The organism is Alicyclobacillus fastidiosus (assembly GCF_026651875.1).
GTDB classification, from domain to species: domain Bacteria; phylum Bacillota; class Bacilli; order Alicyclobacillales; family Alicyclobacillaceae; genus Alicyclobacillus; species Alicyclobacillus fastidiosus.
Window position 1 is genome coordinate 3015529 of record NZ_CP104067.1, and the last position, 20548, is coordinate 3036076.

At 47.0% G+C, this 20548-nt stretch carries 16 protein-coding genes and 2 pseudogenes; 11 read left to right on the plus strand and 7 right to left on the minus strand.

The window, feature by feature from the left end; genetic code table 11:
- The first annotated feature begins 4 nt into the window (after positions 1–4).
- The 4 genes and pseudogenes from NZD89_RS15050 to NZD89_RS15065 all read left to right on the plus strand — a co-directional run bounded on the left by NZD89_RS15050 (position 5) and on the right by NZD89_RS15065 (position 4071).
- Positions 5–1732 carry a hydantoinase B/oxoprolinase family protein gene (locus tag NZD89_RS15050; RefSeq protein ID WP_268003630.1) on the plus strand — a complete coding sequence of 576 codons (1728 nt, stop codon included), beginning with the start codon at positions 5–7 and terminating at the stop codon, positions 1730–1732.
- A 105-nt stretch (positions 1733–1837) separates the two neighbouring features.
- Positions 1838–2282: pseudogene (locus NZD89_RS15055) on the plus strand (hydantoinase B/oxoprolinase family protein); the annotation flags it as partial.
- A gap of 222 nt (positions 2283–2504) precedes the next feature.
- Positions 2505–3263, plus strand: a complete 759-nt coding sequence (locus tag NZD89_RS15060; protein ID WP_268003631.1) for an aspartate/glutamate racemase family protein — start codon at positions 2505–2507, stop codon at positions 3261–3263.
- Positions 3264–3306: 43 nt separating this feature from the next.
- Positions 3307–4071: an aspartate/glutamate racemase family protein gene (locus NZD89_RS15065; RefSeq protein WP_268003632.1), complete on the plus strand. Its 765-nt coding sequence runs from the start codon at positions 3307–3309 to the stop codon at positions 4069–4071.
- Positions 4072–4494: 423 nt separating this feature from the next.
- Here NZD89_RS15065 and NZD89_RS15070 read toward each other — a convergent pair whose 3' ends face one another.
- A complete protein-coding gene (locus NZD89_RS15070; protein WP_268003633.1) occupies positions 4495–5250 on the minus strand; it encodes a DeoR/GlpR family DNA-binding transcription regulator in 756 nt (251 codons plus the stop codon).
- Between the two features lie 645 nt (positions 5251–5895).
- Here NZD89_RS15070 and NZD89_RS15075 point away from each other — a divergent pair.
- The 7 genes from NZD89_RS15075 (at position 5896) to fba (ending at position 14157) form a co-directional block, all read left to right on the plus strand.
- A complete protein-coding gene (locus NZD89_RS15075; protein WP_268008504.1) occupies positions 5896–7353 on the plus strand; it encodes a CoA-acylating methylmalonate-semialdehyde dehydrogenase in 1458 nt (485 codons plus the stop codon).
- Between the two features lie 83 nt (positions 7354–7436).
- Complete coding sequence (iolB, locus tag NZD89_RS15080; RefSeq protein ID WP_268003634.1) at positions 7437–8255, plus strand: 5-deoxy-glucuronate isomerase; 819 nt, start codon at positions 7437–7439, stop codon at positions 8253–8255.
- Positions 8256–8272: 17 nt separating this feature from the next.
- Positions 8273–9250, plus strand: coding sequence for a 5-dehydro-2-deoxygluconokinase (gene iolC, locus NZD89_RS15085; protein ID WP_268003635.1), 978 nt, complete (start codon positions 8273–8275; stop codon positions 9248–9250).
- A gap of 35 nt (positions 9251–9285) precedes the next feature.
- On the plus strand, positions 9286–11196 hold the full coding sequence (iolD, locus tag NZD89_RS15090; protein WP_268003636.1) for a 3D-(3,5/4)-trihydroxycyclohexane-1,2-dione acylhydrolase (decyclizing): 1911 nt from the start codon (positions 9286–9288) through the stop codon (positions 11194–11196).
- Positions 11197–11215: 19 nt separating this feature from the next.
- Entirely contained in the window at positions 11216–12115 is a 900-nt protein-coding gene (iolE, locus tag NZD89_RS15095) for a myo-inosose-2 dehydratase (protein WP_268003637.1), read from the plus strand.
- Positions 12112–13140, plus strand: coding sequence for a bifunctional inositol 2-dehydrogenase/D-chiro-inositol 1-dehydrogenase (gene iolG / locus NZD89_RS15100; RefSeq protein ID WP_268003638.1), 1029 nt, complete (start codon positions 12112–12114; stop codon positions 13138–13140). The genes iolE and iolG overlap by 4 nt, the downstream gene beginning before the upstream one ends.
- 141 nt (positions 13141–13281) lie before the next feature.
- Positions 13282–14157, plus strand: a complete 876-nt coding sequence (gene fba / locus NZD89_RS15105; RefSeq protein WP_268008505.1) for a class II fructose-1,6-bisphosphate aldolase — start codon at positions 13282–13284, stop codon at positions 14155–14157.
- Between the two features lie 534 nt (positions 14158–14691).
- On the opposite strand, the gene NZD89_RS15110 is transcribed toward fba, so the two are convergent.
- The 6 genes and pseudogenes from NZD89_RS15110 to NZD89_RS15140 all read right to left on the minus strand — a co-directional run bounded on the left by NZD89_RS15110 (position 14692) and on the right by NZD89_RS15140 (position 20052).
- Entirely contained in the window at positions 14692–15465 is a 774-nt protein-coding gene (locus NZD89_RS15110) for an alpha/beta hydrolase (RefSeq protein ID WP_268003639.1), read from the minus strand.
- 83 nt (positions 15466–15548) lie between these two features.
- Positions 15549–16436 carry an MBL fold metallo-hydrolase gene (locus tag NZD89_RS15115; RefSeq protein WP_268003640.1) on the minus strand — a complete coding sequence of 296 codons (888 nt, stop codon included), beginning with the start codon at positions 16434–16436 and terminating at the stop codon, positions 15549–15551.
- Positions 16437–16562: 126 nt separating this feature from the next.
- Positions 16563–17324, minus strand: coding sequence for an SDR family NAD(P)-dependent oxidoreductase (locus NZD89_RS15120; RefSeq protein WP_268003641.1), 762 nt, complete (start codon positions 17322–17324; stop codon positions 16563–16565).
- 52 nt (positions 17325–17376) lie between these two features.
- Positions 17377–18107: pseudogene (locus NZD89_RS29630) on the minus strand (SDR family NAD(P)-dependent oxidoreductase); the annotation flags it as partial.
- A gap of 141 nt (positions 18108–18248) precedes the next feature.
- Entirely contained in the window at positions 18249–19037 is a 789-nt protein-coding gene (locus NZD89_RS15135) for an SDR family NAD(P)-dependent oxidoreductase (RefSeq protein ID WP_268003644.1), read from the minus strand.
- 37 nt (positions 19038–19074) lie between these two features.
- Entirely contained in the window at positions 19075–20052 is a 978-nt protein-coding gene (locus NZD89_RS15140; RefSeq protein WP_268003645.1) for a sugar phosphate isomerase/epimerase family protein, read from the minus strand.
- Positions 20053–20548: the final 496 nt, after the last annotated feature.

Consider the following 20548-nt stretch of genomic DNA (forward strand, 5'->3'; position numbering starts at 1 on the left):
TCGCATGGCAAACCCCATCACGACAGAGATTATTCGAAATGCGCTGATCAGTGCAGCAGAAGAGATGAATGCAAGTCTGGCACGTAGTGCATATTCCCCGATTATCTATGAAATGAAAGACTGTAGTGTGGGTATTTTCAACAAAAATGCGGAACTTCTCGGACAATCTGCCGGTTTACCCATCTTTTTAGGCAATCTTGATCACTGTATTCAACTTACCACCAGGGCCATCGGTGGCGTAGAAAACTACAAGTCTGGAGACTTGTACATTCTCAATGACTCGTATTTAACCGGCACACATCTGAATGATATTACCACCATTTCTCCGATTTTTTATGAAGATGAACTGGTCGGGTTCTCCGCTACCCGCGCCCACTGGTTGGATATTGGTGCTAAAGACCCGGGATATCCCATGGACGCGACAGAAATTTATCAGGAAGGGATTCGCATCCCCCCCGTCAAGTTGTACGATGGCGGCATCCCCAGAAATGACGTCATTCATATGCTCACCATCAACAGCCGCTTTACAGATGCTGCGTTTGGCGACTTGGGTGCACAAATTGCGGCCTGCCGAACAGGTGAGAAGAGGTTCCAGGAGATTATTAAGCGGTATGGTCTTGAGACAGTGAATGAAGCCGTTGAGGATATCTTCAGCCAATCTGCACGGATAGATAATGACGTCATCCGCTCGATTCCGGATGGAGTTTATGAGTCGGAGGGTTGCCTCGATAATGACGGACACAATACAGAACCAGTTTACGTCAAGGTAAAGGTTGAAATTACCGGTGAAAATATGACAATCGACCTCACCGGTTCAAGTCCACAGCAACAAGGTCAGACGAACTGCGGTTTTGCTCAGACGGTTTCCGCTTGCCGCGTTGCGTTTAAAGATCTGGTGAGTCCGAACACCCCAGTCACAGGCGGCAACTTTAAAACTCTACGAGTGATAGCGCCTGAAGGGACTATCTTCAATGCGAAAGAGCCAGCTCCTTGCGGTTGGTATTTCTCTGCGCTTGGTCTGCTGATTGATTTGGTCGTAAAAGCACTCTCGCCGAGTTTAAAAGAGAAAAGTGCGGCTGCTCATTACGGTGATTCAATGGTGATGACATTTGCCGGTCATGATCCAAAAACCGATGGACCGTTCTTGAGTGTGGAGGCAACCGCTGGTGGTTGGGGAGGCTTTTCCAAACGCGATGGCCAAAACGGACTCATCAACAACGTAAATGGCGATTTTAAGAACATGCCAATTGAAGTGTTCGAAACGAAGTATCCAATTAAGGTGACCTCTTATGCGCTCCGGCAAGATTCCGGTGGTCCTGGGCAGAAGCGAGGGGGCACAGGCGTCATTCGCGGGTACGAAATTAGAACAGATGTATCTTGGGTATATTTGTGGTTCGAGCGCTCGATCACACCGGCCTGGGGACTGTTTGGTGGGAAAGATGGGGCTAAACCGAGGGTGACCATTCAATCACCGGACGGTGAACTCGTTGAGTTACTTAAAGTCAACGCGATGCCGTTAAAGTATGGAACGATAGTCACTGCCTACACCGGGGGTGGAGGAGGATTTGGGCATCCCTTCGACCGTGATCCAGAACAAGTATGTCAAGATGTGAGAAACAAGTACGTGTCTATCGAAGCTGCCAAACACGACTATGGTGTTGTCATCCACACAGACACGTTTGAACTGGACACAATTGCAACGAGGGAATATCGTACGGCAAATCAACCTTGAAACCATGGTCAGGCCATCCGACCGGGCGGGCCTGATTGAACCATTTATCATTTAGGTGGCTAAGAACAAACGGCGAAATTTGCGAAATGCTTCAGTGATACGGGGGCACCTGTATCTACTTATTTTGAATCGATGATTTTTGGTGCAGACATCGTATGGAAAGCTTTGGCGCCCGTGTTGCCAGACAGGACAATTCTGCGTTGGTGACGGTGAGACATATAACGTCCCGGTAGAGGAGGCGGAGACTCGTTTCGGTGTACGCGTTCGGGAGTACAGTTTTAGAGCCGACGGCGCAGGTTCAGGAAAGTACAGGGGCGGATCGGGAGTGATTCGTTCTTATGAAGCGCTTACAAACGGACAATTTGTTACGGTTAGTTTTGGTTGGCACAAGTACGCACCTTGGGGCTCCATGGGCGGTGAAGATGGATCTACAAACCAGGTTGAGATCATTCGAACGAACGGGACCACAGAGGGGACATTTGGTAAATGTTCCAGAAAAGTCCTTACCAAAGGGGATGTGGTTCGCCTCATCACCGCAACGGGAGTCGGTGCGTAAGCGCATCGCTCGAATCTAAATATGAATTTGCCCCTACTCACGCATAGTCAGATTCAAACGCACTGAGTTGATTGAATATTCCCAACGTACGGAGAACAACAGGGAGGTGGTGCGTCACCAGAGAGTGAAAAACAGCAGGCCAAATACACAAATGTGCAATGTTTGAAGTCGGTTCAACCGGTGTTTATGAACCCGAATGAGGAGGCTTTCATTGATATGTCTCAGCCAATCGAGAAGAAAATCCTTTTTATTAACCCTCTTGGAACAGACGTCTTTGATCAGCCGTATATGGAGATGTTACAAGAAATAAAGGATCCCGGCACGCAGGTCGATGTAGTCTCCTTCCCGCGAAACGGACCGGCACATATAGAGTATAGTTGCTACGAAATGATGGTCATGCCTGAGTTGATGAAAACGATTCGCCGTGCAGAAGAAGAGGGTTACGACGCGGCTGTGATTGGTTGTTTTTATGACCCGGGTCTGCGCGCCGCTCGGGAAATCGTGAGCAAGATGGTGGTTACAGCACCTGCAGAATCGTGTTTACGATTGGCCGCCACACTAGGTGACACCTTGTCCATCATCGTCGGCCGTCGGAAGTGGATTCCAGAAATGCGGGAGAACGTTCACAAATACGGGTATGGAGACAAATTAGCATCTTTTAAGGTTCTGGATATGGGTGTGCATGACTTTCAGAAAGATCATGCAGAGACGAATCGCCGTATTCTCCAGGCTGCGGAAGATGCAGTTAAAAACGATGGGGCAGAGGTTATTTTGCTCGGTTGCACCGGCGAATTCGGGTTCTATCAGGAAGTGCAACGCCGGGTTGGTGTCCCCGTCCTCGACGCCGGCATCGTTCCGTTTAAATATGCTGAATATCTAGTTGGTCTACGTAACCAGTTTGGTTGGGCACACAGTAAAATCGCGGGTTTTGAAGCACCACCGGAACAAGAAATTCGTGACTGGTCTCTGTTTTAAAGAATAGAAGCCCTCTGCCAACAATGAAAAGGGAGGAAAAAGTATGAGCGATAGTCAGTTCCATCAAAAAATTCTCTGGATTAATCCGGTCGCAACAGATATTTTTGACAAGCCAATGCTCGAGATGTTTCAAGATGTCAAGGCCCCGTTCACCAGGGTAGATGTGGTTTCGTTCCCGCCAATTGGACCTAAACATCTAGAATATAGCTGTTACGAGATGATGATCATGCCGGAGTTGATGAAAACTGTTCGCCGTGCCGAGGAACAGGGCTACGACGCGGCTGTGATCGGGTGTTTTTATGACCCGGCTCTGCGGGCTGCCCGTGAAGTCGCAAACAAGATGGTGGTAACGGCACCTGCGGAATCGTGTCTTCGGTTGGCTGCCACCCTCGGTGATACAGTTTCTATCATAGTCGGCCGCCGAAAGTGGGTTCCAGAAATGCGGGAAAATGTGCACAAATATGGATACAAAGATAAATTAGCGTCCTTTAAGGTTCTCGGGATGGGCGTGCACGACTTTCAGAAAGATCACGAAGAGACAAAACGCCAAATTCTCCAAGCCGCGCAGGAAGCTGTGGAAAAAGACGGAGCTGAGGTCGTTGTGCTTGGCTGCACAATCGAGTTCGGGTTCTATCAGGAAGTGCAACGCCGGGTGGGCGTCCCCGTACTCGACGCTACGATTGCGCCGCTCAAATATGCTGAATACTTAATAGGTCTACGTAACCAATTTGGATGGGGACACAGTAAGATTGCGGGGTTTGAAGCACCACCAGAACAGGAGATATCCGAGTGGTCGCTGTTCGAATAAAATTCGACCCACGAGTCGGGACAGCTGTCCGTATTTAGATCCCCATTTCCATGCAACAAGTCGTACAAAACCTCCTCATCCACGGTAATTTGGTACGGAGCCACAACGTATCCCTTCGGTGAAGGTAAGCAAACAATTTACCGAAGAGGGGCGGGGTGGCTCAACTATCTGTTGAAGAGAAGACCCTTTGTTACACAATGATATGAGCTTAACTCGATAGTCTGTTGCCACTTTGTTGGATGTACGGTTAAATCAAAACGGAACATATAGCTTTGGGGATTATTTGCAAAGATTGAATAAAACCTGAAAACATGTGAATTTGTCGCAATCGGTCAGTAGGATGCTTCTTGTGTTGTTTAGCGGCTTATCAGGATTAACGGAAAACCACTATTCATCTGGTCTGCATAGTTCCTGTAGCGTAGCTTATCTTGCTATGACTAATTGAATATCATTTTGCAATGCATATTCTCGATATTCAGTGCCTGGGTCCAGATCTGTTATAAGATAATCAATTTGGTTCAATTTACAGTACGTAATTAACCCGTGCTTATTAAATTTATCATGGTCGATCAATAAATAAACCTCAGAACTTCGTTCAACTGCCGTTTGTTTCAGCACACTTTCAAGAGGCGAAGCATTTGTAACACCATTGGTTATGGAAATACCTGTTGAAGCCATAAAGCACTTATTAATATTGTAGGTTTGCAGTAAATTGCTATCTTTGAAGCTAGCAAAAGAGTTGGTTTTACGCTCAAGGGCACCGCCTATGGAGATGATATCTAAGTTTTCGTGAGGAAGGCAGTTAAAGATAAAGGTTAGATTATTCGTGATTATGGTAATATCTTTATGCTTGATATACTCAAACATTTCAAGCGTTGTGGTTCCAGAATCGATAAAAATTATATCGCCATCCTCTACAAAATTAGCGGCCTCTTTCGCGATCAGCTCTTTTTGTTTTTGATTTTTCGTTTTACGATCATTAAAAGAAACCAGTGTAGAATTGTTGACAGCAACCCCACCGTAAACTTTTTTGATCTCTCCTCGTTCAACCAACCACTGTACATCTCGTCTAATGGTATTCTTTGAGACATCGAACACCGAGACGAGTTCATCTAGAGATACCGTCTGATGTTGATGAACGTATTCTTGGATTTCCTTGATCCTTTTAGACTTCAGCATTTAATTCACCTTTTCGTTAGGTACAAATGTGTGATATATCGTGACTTCCTAGGCTTCAAGAATGTGCAAATTGCACCCTAAAAGCACGTTACACTGTATTATACCAAAATATGATAAAAAGTTAACCATTTCTCCTTGGTGAAAGTTGACTGAAATCGCTCGAGTTAATATCGGTATAAAAAAGATACCCAAAATGTTATCGTGACTTTATACGAAATTGCGTTATAAGGGGACCGTAATAAAGCAAACTGCACTTCATTAAACGTTGCTGTCCTGACGAAGGAACTACATCCATTTTCCAAGTCTTCACGAAAGCGCTGTATAAGTTGTACGAAGGTTCGAATATGTTAATAAAAGTGGTGTTCTTTTGGGGTTATATTGACCAGTAGGCTTTCCCGTCATACTGGACGTCACAAGATCGTTCTCTATGGTGTGTTGTGGTTCTTTGGTGCCGCGCTTGGATGCACCTTTGCAGCAAAGGCCGACATGATGAGTGCTTCTCGCGTCTTGCTTGGCTTGGTTGATGAATTCATTGGGGATTGATATTGCATATGTATCATATATAATCAAAAGATAATCAACAAATAACAATTTTCTATACGGATGCTTGCGAATAAAGGAGGAGAAACCGTGACGAATGTAGTCGTGAACGCGGAAAAGCTGAAGAATTATATTAATGGGGAGTGGGTTGAAAGTGATACGTCCTATTACGAGGATGTGTTTAACCCAGCGACAAAGAGCGTGATTGCTCAAGTACCTATTTCAACGAGTCGGGATGTAGAGTACGCGATAGAAACGGCCAAAAGTGCGTTTGAATCGTGGCGGAATGTTCCAATTCCGCGCCGTTCCAAAATACTCTTTCAATATCACCAGTTATTAACAGAAAATACAGATGAATTGGCGCGATTAATAACCATTGAAAATGGTAAAAGTTTGTCTGAAGCGATGGGCGAGGTTCAACGTGGGATTGAAAATGTTGAATTCGCAGCCGGTGTTCCTTCTCTAATGATGGGTGACTCGCTTTCTACGATTGCTACTGATATCGAAGCCACCAATTACCGATATCCCATTGGAGTGATCGGCGGTATTGCACCGTTCAATTTTCCGATGATGGTACCTTGTTGGATGTTCCCGATGGCTGTTGCTTTGGGCAATACATTTATTTTGAAACCGTCAGAGAAAACACCTTTGTTAACCAAATGGCTAGTCGAGCTGTTTACTGAGGCGGGGTTGCCGAAAGGTGTGTTTAACGTTGTTTACGGTGCCCACGACGTAGTGAATGGGCTGTTGGATCATTCCGCTGTTAAAGCAATTTCGTTTGTTGGATCGAAACCTGTTGGAGAATATGTCTACAAAAGAGCAAGCGAAAATCTTAAACGCGTACAGGTGTTAGCTGGTGCCAAAAACCATGTGGTGGTACTCAATGACGCCGATTTGGAAGAGGCGACAACGAACATTGTTGGCTCAGCGTTTGGATCCGCCGGAGAACGTTGTATGGCATGTTCTGTCGTAACTGTTGAGGACGATATAGCGGACGAATTTTTAGCGAAGTTAACAGAAAAAACAAACGGTATCGAAATGGGTAACGGTTTAGACGATGGAGTTTTTTTGGGGCCTGTGATTCGAGAAGACAGCCTCAAACGTACTATCAGATACATTGAAAAAGGTATCGAAGAAGGCGCAAAGTTAGTCTGTGACGGCCGTGAACGGCTATCAGATGATGGTTTTTTTATTGGTCCAACTATCTTTGATGAAGTTACCACCGAAATGTCAATTTGGAAGGATGAAATTTTTGCACCTGTGTTATCGATTATTCGGGTCAAAAATCTAAAAGAAGCAGTCGAAATTGCGAACAGTTCAGAATTTGCAAATGGTGCTTGTATCTTTACATCGAATGCCTCCTCAATCCGGTACTTCCGGGAGAATATTGATGCAGGAATGCTTGGGGTAAATCTTGGTGTACCAGCTCCCATGGCATTTTTCCCATTCTCGGGATGGAAGTCTTCATTCTTTGGAACATTACACGCAAATGGAAAGGATAGCGTGGATTTTTATACTCGTAAGAAAGTGGTAACCGCACGATACAAAGCGCCGACCTTCTAGTAAGCGCGGATTCACCTACTGTTTTTTTTAGCAGTTACGCTTAAATTTGGAAGTTGGATCGGTTTAAGGAGGTAGAGGAAACAGTGGGTCACTTACTCGTCAAGGCGAAACAGACACCAATTGAGCCCGGGATAACGTTTGTTAATGGGTTGACCAGAGGTAGCTCTCAACTGGAATACATCGAATTCAAGGTTTTGGATATGAAACCAAACGCGAAGTATCGTGAACAGTTGGGGAAACAGGAGTGCTGTATCGTTGTACTGACAGGGAAAGTCAACGTCTCTGATCACGATACGACGTTTCAGAACATTGGAACCAGGGAAAGCGTGTTCGAAAAAACACCGACTGACAGTGTTTATATTTCGAATGATCGTAGTTTTGAAGTAGAGGCTGTGACACCAGCACGCGTTGCATTCTGCTATTCCATTTCTGAAAGGTCGTTACCAACGCGGTTGATTAAGGCAGCCGACAACGGCGTTGAAAAAAGGGGGATTTTGAACAATCAACGCCTTGTCCACAATATTTTACCAGACTCGGATACCTCCGCAAATAGCCTGTTGGTGGTAGAGGTGTATACGGAAGGGGGAAATTGGTCGAGTTACCCTCCACATAAACACGATCAAGACAACATTCCAAGCGAATCTATGCTTGAAGAAACCTATTATCATGAATTGAATCCAAAACAAGGGTTTGTATTTCAACGCGTTTATACCGATGATCGGTCACTCGATGAAACGATGAGCGTTGAACACGCGGATGTAGTTATTGTCCCCCGGGGTTATCATCCGGTAGGAGTTCCGGACGGTTATGCATCTTATTATCTAAATGTAATGGCAGGACCAAAACGTCTTTGGAAATTCTCTAATGACCCAGACCACGAGTGGATTCTAGAACGTCAATGAAAGTAGGATTGTCGAAGATGAACTATGGATGGAAAACAGAGAGGAAATTCGACATTATAGCCATTGGTCGGGCGTGTATCGACTTAAATGCAGTCGAGTACAATCGTCCCATGGAGGAAACTCAAACGTTTTCAAAATATGTTGGGGGAAGTCCGGCAAATATCGTTATCGGGGCCTCCAAATTAGGCTTGCGAACTGGTTTTATCGGGAAGATTTCGAATGATCAACATGGACGCTTTATTGAAAAGTACATGCGTGATATGGGAATCGATACGTCCAATATGGTAGTTGATACAGAAGGCCACAAAACCGGATTAGCGTTTACAGAAATCAAAAGTCCCAATGAATGCAGTATTTTGATGTACCGTGAAAACGTTGCAGATCTTTATCTCACTCCTGCGGAAATTAATGAGGACTATTTAAAAGAAACCAAAATACTATTGGTATCCGGTACAGCACTCTCCAGAAGTCCTTCTCGAGAAGCCGTACTCAGAGCGATGAGTTTAGCCAAGAAAAACGAAGTAAAAATTGTGTTTGAATTAGATTATCGCCCGTACTCCTGGGCATCAGCAGATGAGACGGGCATTTACTATTCGGCTGTCGCCGAACAGTCAGATGTTGTGATTGGAACGCGGGATGAATACGACGTGTTGGAAAATGTAATCGGCGGTCGGAACGAAGATACAACCAATTACCTGTTCCGACACACACCAAGTATTATCGTTATTAAACACGGGGTTGATGGATCGTATGCGTTCACGAAGGCAGGAGCAACCTTCCGTGGGCATGCTTATCCTAGCAATGTCTTAAAAACATTTGGTGCAGGCGACTCGTATGCCTCTGCTTTTTTGTATGCCTTAATTCATAACAAAGATCTAGAAACTGCTCTAAAGTATGCAAGCGCTTCAGCAGCAATTGTTGTGAGTAAACATAGTTCATCTGAAGCGATGCCAACCGTCGACGAAATTGAGCGGATCGTCAATGTAAACGTTTGAGTTGGAAAGGATTTTTAATCGAGGTGAAATAACTCTTGGAAACTATCAGGCTCACAACAGCCCAGGCCTTAGTAAAATTTCTAAATCAACAGTATCTGCATGTGGATGGTGAGGAGTTTCCGTTTGTCGAAGGTGTTTTTGCAATTTTTGGTCACGGTAATGTATTAGGCATAGGTCAAGCACTTGAACAAGATGCCGGTCATTTAAAAGTGATCCAAGGAAAAAATGAACAAGGTATGGCTCATGCAGCAATGGCATTTAGTAAACAGATGTTGCGTCAGAAAATCTTTGCTGTAACGACTTCCGTCGGCCCAGGGGCGGCCAACTTGGTAACAGCGGCTGGGACAGCATTGGCTAACAATATCCCCGTTCTATTTTTGCCGTCGGATACATTTGCATCTCGTCAACCAGACCCAGTCTTGCAGCAAGTTGAGCACGAACATAGTTTCGCAATTACCACGAATGATAGCCTACGGGCTGTGTCTAGATATTGGGACAGGGTGGTTCGTCCAGAGCAGTTGATGACTAGTCTCATCAGGGCATTTGAAGTTATGACGGACCCGGCAAAAGCAGGCCCGGCGACCATTTGTATTGCACAGGATGTACAAGGTGAAGCGTTTGACTTTGATGAGCGTTTCTTCGTCAAACGCGTTCATTATCATGATCGAAAGTTGCCAACAGACCGCGAGTTACAAGGCGCAGCTGAACTGATTAAATCGAGCAAAAGGCCGCTTATCGTCGTTGGTGGAGGTGCCAAATATTCTCAGGCTCGTGACCAACTCATCTCCCTTTCAGAAAAGCACAACATCCCCCTGGTGGAGACCCAAGCAGGGAAATCCACCGTGGAGTCCAATTTCAAGAACAATCTGGGTGGTTTAGGCGTTACAGGAACACTGGCGGCAAATCGGGCGGCGCGGCAGTCGGACCTTATCATTGGGATTGGAACGAGGTATACCGACTTCACGACATCGTCCAAAACAGCGTTCAATTTTGATACGTCACGGTTCCTTAACATTAACGTCAGTCGCTTACACGCTTATAAGTTGGACGCATTTCAGGTCGTGGCAGACGCAAGGGCAACGTTAGAACAATTGGCTCCGTTACTTGGAGATTATGTAACCGAATTCGGTCACGAGATTCAACGTTTGAAAGATGAGTGGTCGGTAGAACGCGCACGTTTGCAGAGAGTTACCTTTCATGAACAAGACTTCGACCCGGAGATTAAGGGGCAATTTACACAAGATGTGTTGAATGAGTACGCGGGGACCCTGAACACAGAACTCCCACAGACGACCGCTCTAATTGCGATTAATGAGACCATCGCACCAAATAGTGTGGTGATTAGTGCGGCTGGGTCGCTTCCTGGAGATCTACAACGCCTTTGGAACCCTACCGTTTCCAACACGTATCACTTGGAGTATGGATATTCCTGCATGGGATATGAAATATCCGGTGCACTGGGTATTAAATTGGCCGAGGCTACGAAAGACGTCTATGCTCTGGTCGGTGATGGCAGCTTCTTAATGCTTCACTCAGAGCTCATAACCGCGATTCAATACAATCAGAAAATCAATATACTCCTTTTTGATAACTCTGGATTTGGGTGTATCAATAATCTACAAATGGAAAACGGCGGCGGCAGCTACTGCTGCGAATTTCGAGACAGTGACAATCAGATTTTGAATATCGACTATGCCAAAGTCGCAGAAGGTTACGGAGCAAAGACTTATCGCGCATACACAGTCAAACAGTTAAAAGAGGCTCTCGCTGATGCGGCCAAACAAAGTGTCTGTACATTGATTGACATAAAAGTACTCCCGAAAACGATGACGGCGGGATATGACAGTTGGTGGAATCTTGGGGTTGCTGAGGTGTCCGATAGGGAAGGGATTCAACAAGCATATGAGCATCAAGAACAACAGCGAAAACTAGCGAAACAATACTAAAAGAAGAGGGGAACTGCGTATGGGACAACAGGAGATTTTATGGGGGATTGCACCCATTGGGTGGCGCAATGATGATATGCCTGAAATCGGGGCAGAAAACACACTTTCACATCTGCTCAGCGATATTGTCGTTGCTGGATTTCAGGGGACGGAAGTAGGCGGTTTTTTCCCAGAAGCAAGTATATTGAAGAAAGAACTACAGCTCCGAAATCTGAGAATTGCCGGTCAGTGGTTTAGCAGCTTTATTCTCCGCGATGGTCTGGAAGAAACCGAAAAAGCATTCCGTCAGCATTGTGCGTATCTGCAACAAGTGGAGGCCACCGTGGCGGTGGTCTCTGAGCAAACCTATAGTATACAAGGTTTAGACCAGAACATTTTCACCGAAAAGCCCAACTTTAGCGATCTTGAATGGAAAAACCTTTGTCAAGGCTTGAATCGCCTTGGAATGATAGCTAAAGACTACAATTTGATGTTAGTTTACCACCATCATCTAGGAACCGGCATTCAAACGTCTGAGGAAGTCGACAGGCTCATGGTAAATACAGACCCATCATTTGTTCATTTGTTGTATGACACTGGTCATATCTACGTTTCTGATGGGGATTACATGGGGCTCTTAGAAAAGCACATTGACCGAGTTCGTCATGTTCATTTTAAAGATGTGCGAGAAGTCGTCCTGCAAGAGTGCAAAAAGATAGGTAGGTCGTTTCTAGCATCTTTTTTAAGCGGTATGTTTACTGTACCTGGGGACGGTTGCATTGACTTTGCAAAACCCTACAAGTTCCTGCTCGAATCCGATTACAAAGGGTGGATAGTGATAGAGGCCGAACAGGATCCATCTGTTGCTCATCCGTTAGAATACGCGCTGATCGCGCGCAAATACATTGATCGCCTTTGTCGACAGGAGGATATCCAATGACGATTAGATTTGGAGTTATAGGTACGGGTGCAATTGGGAGAGAGCATATTGACCGTATTACGAATACGTTGTCGGGTGGCAGGATTGTTGCCGTGACGGATGTAAACCAAGATGCAGCGAATCAAGTTGTCAACCAATTCGGCTTAGATGCTGTCGTGTATCCAGATGATAAAGCACTTCTAGAAGATAAAAATATCGATGCAGTACTCGTCGCCAGTTGGGGTTCCGCACACGAAGCGAGTGTTTTAGGCGCTATTGAAGCGGGGAAGTACGTATTCTGTGAAAAGCCTCTTGCGACGACGGCTGAAGGATGTATGCGAATTGTCGAGGCCGAGATGAAACATGGAAAACGCCTCGTCCAAGTCGGGTTTATGCGGCGGTATGACAGTGGATATGTTCAATTGAAGGAGGCGATTGAGGGAAATGTGGTCGGCGAGCCCTTAATGATTCATTGCGCGCATCGGAATGCGGACGTCCATGAACGCTATACCACAGACATGGCGATCACTGACACACTGATCCACGAGATTGATGTGTTACATTGGTTGGTCAACGATGATTATAAGTGGGTCGAGGTCATTTTCCCTAAGAAAACGAAACACGCCCTAGATCATCTTCAAGATCCTCAAATGATTATTTTCGAGACAAAGACAGGGCTACACATTAGTGTTGAAGTCTTTGTCAACTGTAAATTCGGCTACGACATCCAGTGCGAAGTAGTTTGTGAGGAAGGCACCTTAAAACTGCCGGAAGTCCCCAACGTTCTGGTCAAGAAGGAAGCACAACTACGTGTACCTCTATTAATGGATTGGAAACTTCGATTTATCGATGCGTATGACAAAGAGTTGCAAGATTTCATGGATTCTATTGCTAGGACGGGCCAACCTCAAGGTCCGACTGCGTGGGATGGCTATATTGCTGCAGTAACTGCCGATGCTTGCGTCAGGGCACAGCAAACAGGTAAAAGGGAGTCTATTTCACTCATAGATAAACCAGCTTTTTACTATCCTCCTTCCGAAATCTAGAACAGATGAATGATTCCGGCATGAATATTTCCACCTTGACACAGAGGGAGCCATTCAAACAGCCAAGGATAGTTACCGTCAAAAGGCGTGTCACCGCACTCTAATGGAGCAACGCGTCTGATTCAGGGGGGGAGAATGACAGTGGCGTTGGTATCGATGAAAGAAATGCTACAAAGAGCAAAAGTAGGGCGTTACGCCGTTGGCCAGTACAATTTGAACAGCTTTCAGTGGGTACAAGCCATCCTTCAAGCTGCGCAAGAGGAGCAGGCACCCGTTATTCTTGCAGCTTCCGACAGACTTGTCGACTACTTAGGTGGATTTAAAACCATCGCAGTTACTGTGAACGCGCTTGTGGAAGAGATGCGCATCACTGTCCCCGTAGCTTTGCATTTAGATCATGGGACTTCAGTTGAGCGGTGTAAAAAAGCGATTGATGCGGGGTTCACATCGGTGATGGTTGATGGGTCACATTTTTCGCTAGATAAAAACATTACCATGACAAAGCAGGTCGTTGAGTATGCGGAACAAAGACAAGTATCTGTCGAAGCAGAGATGGGTACTGTAGGCGGAATGGAAGATGGGCTGATTGGTGGCATACAATATGCCGATCCCGATGAATGCCTGCGCCTGGTTCAAGAAACGGGTATTGACGCATTGGCGGCAGCACTTGGATCCGTCCACGGACGATATGTGGGAGAACCCAAACTTGGCTTCGCGGAAATGGAGAAAATCTCGAAATTGGTTGACATACCGCTCGTGCTACATGGTGGCTCAGGCATTCCGCTGCCTCAAGTCCAAAAAGCCATTCAATTGGGCCACGCGAAAATCAATGTAAATACAGAATGTCTACAGTCTTGGGCAACTGCGGTTCGCCGCGTGTTAGAAATGGATCGGGAAGTGTATGATCCGCGGACCATTCTCACCCCTGGGAAAGAAGCAATTGTTGCCACGGTAAAAGAAAAAATGAAGGATTTTGGCACGAGTCGACAGGCTGAACATCTAGTCGATGCCACGTAAGCGAACCGCTAATACCACTTATCATAGCGGCTTATTCCTGAAGATTTCCATGTCACAACAATCCCTTGACTTGGCAAAATGAGTCGAGGGATTTGGCCCTGATATGGTGCACCAAGTCCGGGCATCAGCATAGTCCCATGACAGGGCTTGATTTGGTAAGATAGTGGTACTGCAAATGTTCATTTGAAAAATCTAATTGGTGAAGTCTCATTCTTGGCCAGATGTGTTAATTCATTTGTAGCCAACACGAAGTAGGGACCGCCATATGATGAACATTATCTGACTGAATCCCAAGCTCCTTTATGGGCTCGATCATTTTAGTTAACATAATATATATTATCGGACGTTAAATGAACACCCCATTATACATCGCAATAGAATCTGTTACGTCTGTCCATCCTTCGTAGATTTCATCATCCACGCGAGGATCGTCACCCGCCTGTCCCTAGCGGGTGTTTCACGACCATCAAACGCCTGCCGACCATGACACAGGTTGCTCACGACAAACTTCTTTCACCGGAAGCGACTGATTGATTATGTCCTCAATGGCAACCACCGTAAGACATCTTGTATTTTGTGATCCCAATACCCCCATTCATGGGTGCCGGGTTCCTCTTCATAAGTCAAGTCCAAGCTGGTACGCATACAAGCATCCCGGAACAAAATATTGTCCTCATACAAAAAGTCCTCCGTACCGCAACATTGATAAAGTTTAGGTTTGGGACCGCCGGATTTATCACACTGCTCTAATAGCCAAAACAAATCGTTGTCGGTACCTGAAACGGGTTGATCACCGTATATCAATTTATATTCATATTGCTTTTCAGCATCTTCTGGGACCCTTGTTCGTGCCACCCCCCCAGACAAAGATGCTGCAGCAACGAATTGCTCTGGCTTCCGCAACGCCCACTTCAGTGCACCGTATCCACCCATGGACAAACCTGCAACAAAATTGTCTTCTCTTGCATCAGACAAGTGAAAGAATGAACGTGCGACCTCGGGTAATTCCTCACTCAAGAACGTCCAGTAGCGGTTACCATAGGCCATGTCCGTATATGCACTTCTGTGAACTTGCGGCATCACAACGGCAAGTCCCAATGACGCCACATAACGTTCTATTGATGTGCGCCGTAACCAGATGGTATCGTCATCTGACATACCGTGAAGCAAATAAAGTGTTTGGTGCCTTTCTCCCATTTTTACATTATTCATGCCTATTTGATTCGTGGTTTTCTGCGGTAGTATCACGGTCATTGATGTGCTTAACTGCAGAACATCTGAAAAAAAGTGACATTGAATGAGTGCCAATTAAAATACCACCCTTCGGAAAATGAGGCCGCATAACTAGCTTTAGGTTCATAAGCTTTACTCTAAAATGCACACGATAATTTTCACATGGGATACATCATTTCAAAATCCAGGGACCCACTTGTTTTCTCTGAGGATAAGATTGAATCAGACACATAGATGTAGCGTTCGAATCGCGCCAAGACATGGCTCTTTTGCGTTGGATAATTCTCGTACAGATAGTCCAGAAAGTAGCCTGGCTTTTCCGAGTTACCAGCAAACATATCATAGTGCGTGGGGATGACGATTTGAAATTCTGCAGCGACAGCCAACTCCACCGCCTCACGATAATTCATATTACCCACCAAGTTTCGCGCATTCCGAAACGGATCGCGCCCATTGATGGGCAAGAGTCCCAAGTCGATAGACTCTGCCTTCAACGCTTCAATCAGTCCAGGATACACAGTGGTATCACCAGCATGGTAGAGGGTGACGCCATTCAGATCCACAATGTAGCCTACGTACCGATGATCCAGTTCTGCATCCCACTCCAATTCCTCGTGAGCGGATGCAATCGGCTTTACCCTGAAGCCTGGGTCCGTCCACCATTCGTTCGTCCGAGCCGCATGGAACTTATCCGAAGGCACTCTGCATCGGAGCAGTTCCTCTTTGCAACATCCAGGCGCCATGTAGACCGTATCGTCCTTTACGGCTGCTAGTCTAGAGATGGTGTCGGAATCGAGATGGTCTGAATGCTCATGAGTGATGAGTACAACCTGCGCATTCGTCAGTTGTTCGGGTTTCAGCGGTGGCTCAAACGTACGGTGGGGAGATGAAGAAAGATACGGATCGATGTACAACACCGTGTCTGCCCCTTTAACGATGACGCTGCATTGACCGAGAAACCAGATAGCCAACATCCCGAAGGGAACCTTCGTTTCGTCCACTTCACGAATCAGTGCGCTCCCGGTGCGCACACGGTTTTTAGGCATGATATTCGTCTCCTAACTCAAGCTTGGGCTTACCCCTCGTTCGTTCGATTGAGTGGATTGATATAGATATGCCAGGCGTTCAAGACCTCGATGATGCGGACCTCATCTTACATGCTGCCACGCCTTCTACTCAATGGTCCAACCACCATCAATGACGATGGCCGATCCGGTCATAAAGCTAGACATGTTGGAAGCCAGATACAAAATCAAGCCTGCCAACTCCGTCGGTTCTCCCCAGCGTTTCACGGGCAGATGGTTTAGAAAGTGTTGATTCGCCTCTGGATTGGCTATCACCACTTGGTTCATTTCTGTTGCGAATGGTCCCGGACATACGGCATTCGCGGTGATGTTGTGCTCCGCCCACTCGAGCGCCATCACCTTGGTCAATTGAATCAGTCCACCTTTGCTCGAACAATAGGCCGACCGCTCCGGCAATGCTATGGTTCCAAGCATCGATGCCATGTTGATAATTCGTCCAAATCTCTGCTTGATCATGTAGGGTACGACAGCCTTAGCGCACAGGAAGGGTGCCTTCAAATTTGTGCTCTGCACCATGTCCCAAATGTCCTCGTCATATTCCAAAATGGGTTTCCGAACATTAATACCTGCATTGTTGATCAAAATGTCGATTCGGCCGAAAGACTGCATCACTTCGTCCGCCATGCGCTTGACACCCACCGAATCCGTCACGTCCACCGCGACTCCAATTGCCCTTCCTCCCGTTTCCTCCCGAAGCGATTCAGCAACCGCTTTCGCCTTCTGCTCATCCCGACTGGTTACTGCCACGTACGTGCCTTCTCTCAAAAGCGCACGGGCGAACTCCAATCCGAGTCCTTGAACTCCACCCGTGATCAGAGCCGACTTGCCTTCCAGATTGAAACTAGTCAATGTATCCCACTCCCACTGTAATCAGTTTTGAATCGCGCAGCGCGAATCGCGGCTACAGTCCCAGTCCCCCGTTTATGTGCAGTTCCGTGCCCGTGACTTGGCTTGATTCGTCAGATAATAGATAGACGGTTCCATACGCTATATCGCTCGGGGTTTGCATTCTGCCGCTCGGTATATGCGCCTCAGCGCGCCTGTTCAATTCCGCGGCGCTGATACCCATGCCCTCATGCAATTCAATCTCCCCTTCAGAGGCGACCCATCCCACGGTCACCCAGTTGGAGCGGATGCCATCCTTGGCATAGTGAGCCGCAATGTGGCGGTTTAATGTCAACATGGCTCCCTTCGAGCACGAATAAGCAGCAAGTTCCTTACCACCCTTGTATCCGTTGGTGGAGCCCATCTGCACTATCGATCCGCCGCCCGTCTGAATCATAGACTGAATCGCGTACTTACAGCAGAAGAATGCTCCCTTGATATTTACTGCAAAAATAGAGTCGAATAGGTCTTCGGTGGTATTGACCATGGTTCCACGGGGAAAAATCCCCGCATATTGACCAGCCCGTCTACTCTTCCAAACTGACGGATAGTCTCATCCATCAATCGTTTGCATTCCTCTTCTGAACTGATATCGGCTTTCACAAACAGTGCAGCCTGCCCATGTTTGTCTTGAATTTCGCGAACGACTGCCGTTCCATTCTGTTCATGTCTGCCATTGACGACAACCTTCGCGCCCACAGCTGCACACATCAAGGCCACGCCTTTTCCAATACCTTGAGTGCCTCCGGTTACGACGACAACTTTTCCTTCCAGCCTGTTTCCCATGGCAATATCCCCCTCACGCAGTTCAATTTATCGAGCCGCTAAACGCCGTCACTGTGTACAAATGATGAAGGAACGAACTCGAACTTCCGCTATTCGCCCAACTCAGTTTCCACCCCAGCAAACTATCGTTTCACCCGACAGCAGATCTGATTGTCCGCTCACCAAGAACAAAACAATCTTGGCCATGTCACCCGGCTGCCACACCCGGCGAAGGCGAGGCAAATCATCCTGGTCTCTGACTGTGCGGGTCGCCATAAACCTTCCTGTGTACGTCGGAGCCGGTGCGACACAGTTCACATTCACTCCGTCAGACCGCAGTTGTTCTGCTAAACAACGCGTGTAGTGCGAGATACCCATCTTTGCGGCCGCGTAAATGATACCGCCGGTCACCGGGAGGTGCCCCGCCACAGAACCGACGTTGACGATTTTTCCTGCCCCGTTCTCCCGCATACGTAAACCAACGAACTTACAGGTATACATCGTAGCGAGCAGGTTTCGCTCCACGACCGCATGAATGTCCTCGACTTTGATATCGAGTGCATCATTGGGATCCGGACGCGGGTCTGCAGCACCAATGTCACCACCTGCATTGTTCACGAGAATATCGATGCGTCCAAATCGTTGAATTGCTCTATCGACCATCTGTTCAACCTGCGCGGGGTCTCTAAGGTCCGCGGCAAGAAATATTGAACGTACTCCAAGGCTTTCAATCTCCTGTGCCACGGACGGCCCAGAACTAGCCTCACCAAATTCAGCCGCTGCAGTTTCATTCACATCATGAGTGATTACGTCGGCGCCTGCTCGTGCCAACGTGAAGGCATACTCTCGTCCTAGTCCCCGACTCGATCCCGTAACCAACGCTACCTTACCGGTCAAATCAATGGTATCCATCCATTTCACGCTCCCAGCCTCGCTACCTCGTAGGTTGTCAGGTTTCCCACAAACTGCTGTCCAATCCCTTCAAGTACGCCAGACTTGCCGCCAGTTGATGCTCCTCATAACGAGAAATTTCCTCAGTCGATTCACCACGTTCATACGGCGTGCGCCAGTCTCCCGAAATCCTTGCGTTGTCTCGGACAAACCGTATCACGTGCGCCAACTGCGCAGCGGAACGCTGTTGGTATAGAGGCCAAAAGTCGTCTGCCAACACCCGGACGTGTCTTGCTTCCAAGGCGCCAAGTTCGATTGCCATAGTCATATTCGGTGTGCACGAGGAAAGAATTTGAAACAGGCTTGGAAAATCGATGACCCCCTGTCCGAGGGGGCAACGTACAAGTCGATATCCTTCGTCACTAAGAAATATGTCATAGTCCTTTAGATGAACATTCTTCAAGTACGGAGCAACCCGTTCAAAAAACGTAAAAGGTTCCTCCGCCGTTGCAAGCGGATTGCCTGTGTCCAAATTGATCCCGAACCGCTTCGATCCGATGGACTCACACAGCCAGACCAACTCCTCGGAAGCGAGATCCTGGTGGTTTTCGATGGCAAAATCGACCCCAACCTGTTCGGCCACCCGCGTAGCTTCTTTGAATCCGGCCAAAACATCCCGTAAGAATTCGGACCACCGTCCGACCATCGGCCGTCGGTCACCACCAAAGTCAGCACCGCCGACGACAGTACGTACAGTCTCGGCACCCACACGGGCGCTCAGTTCTATGACGTTCGTGAGCTTGACCGGATCGTATCCACCGGTATCCACATTGATGAACATGCTATGTTCTCTTGCGAATCGCTTCACAGCATCGATGTTCGTCTCATCGAGCAATTGAGCGGGTAATTCGACACCCGACAAACCCATCTCCAAGGCCCGCTGCAGAAGATCCAGCGCGGTGATGGTCGGTCTTTCCGACTTGGGATGTAAACCCATACTGAAGACTGTGCCGTACATACTTAGACCTAAACGCATACTGCACCCCCGGTCTCATCGCCCTTCTTACCTTCAAGCACCGCGATTCCACAACCAGACCCACAAAACAGACTAAATATTCAATGTGTTTATGCTGGAGTAACCAGAGATTCATCAAAACACGTTCCTGTTTCGCAACAAATGAAAGCTCACTCTTGTTCTATATATTAAAGTCGGTCCAATCTGGATACGTTGCTTGATGAGAGATATTGCCGAAAACGCTGTCTGGAAATCAAGTTCGCCATCATGAACACCGGATATGCCCGGGTAAAGAATAGACAAGCAACCGCCCATAGATACGATGGATAATCTATCGCTGTGGTAAATCAACGATGTGAAAACACGCCTTCCGGGATTTCCTCAAACGGCACACCTCGTTATTCAATAGGCTGACACGGGGTGCTGGAGAGTTGAAGGTCACTGATAAAAATTTCATTTCAGATACCTGCTTGACAGTCCTCATTTAACTTGCAAACGTTTTCTATATAGCGACAAC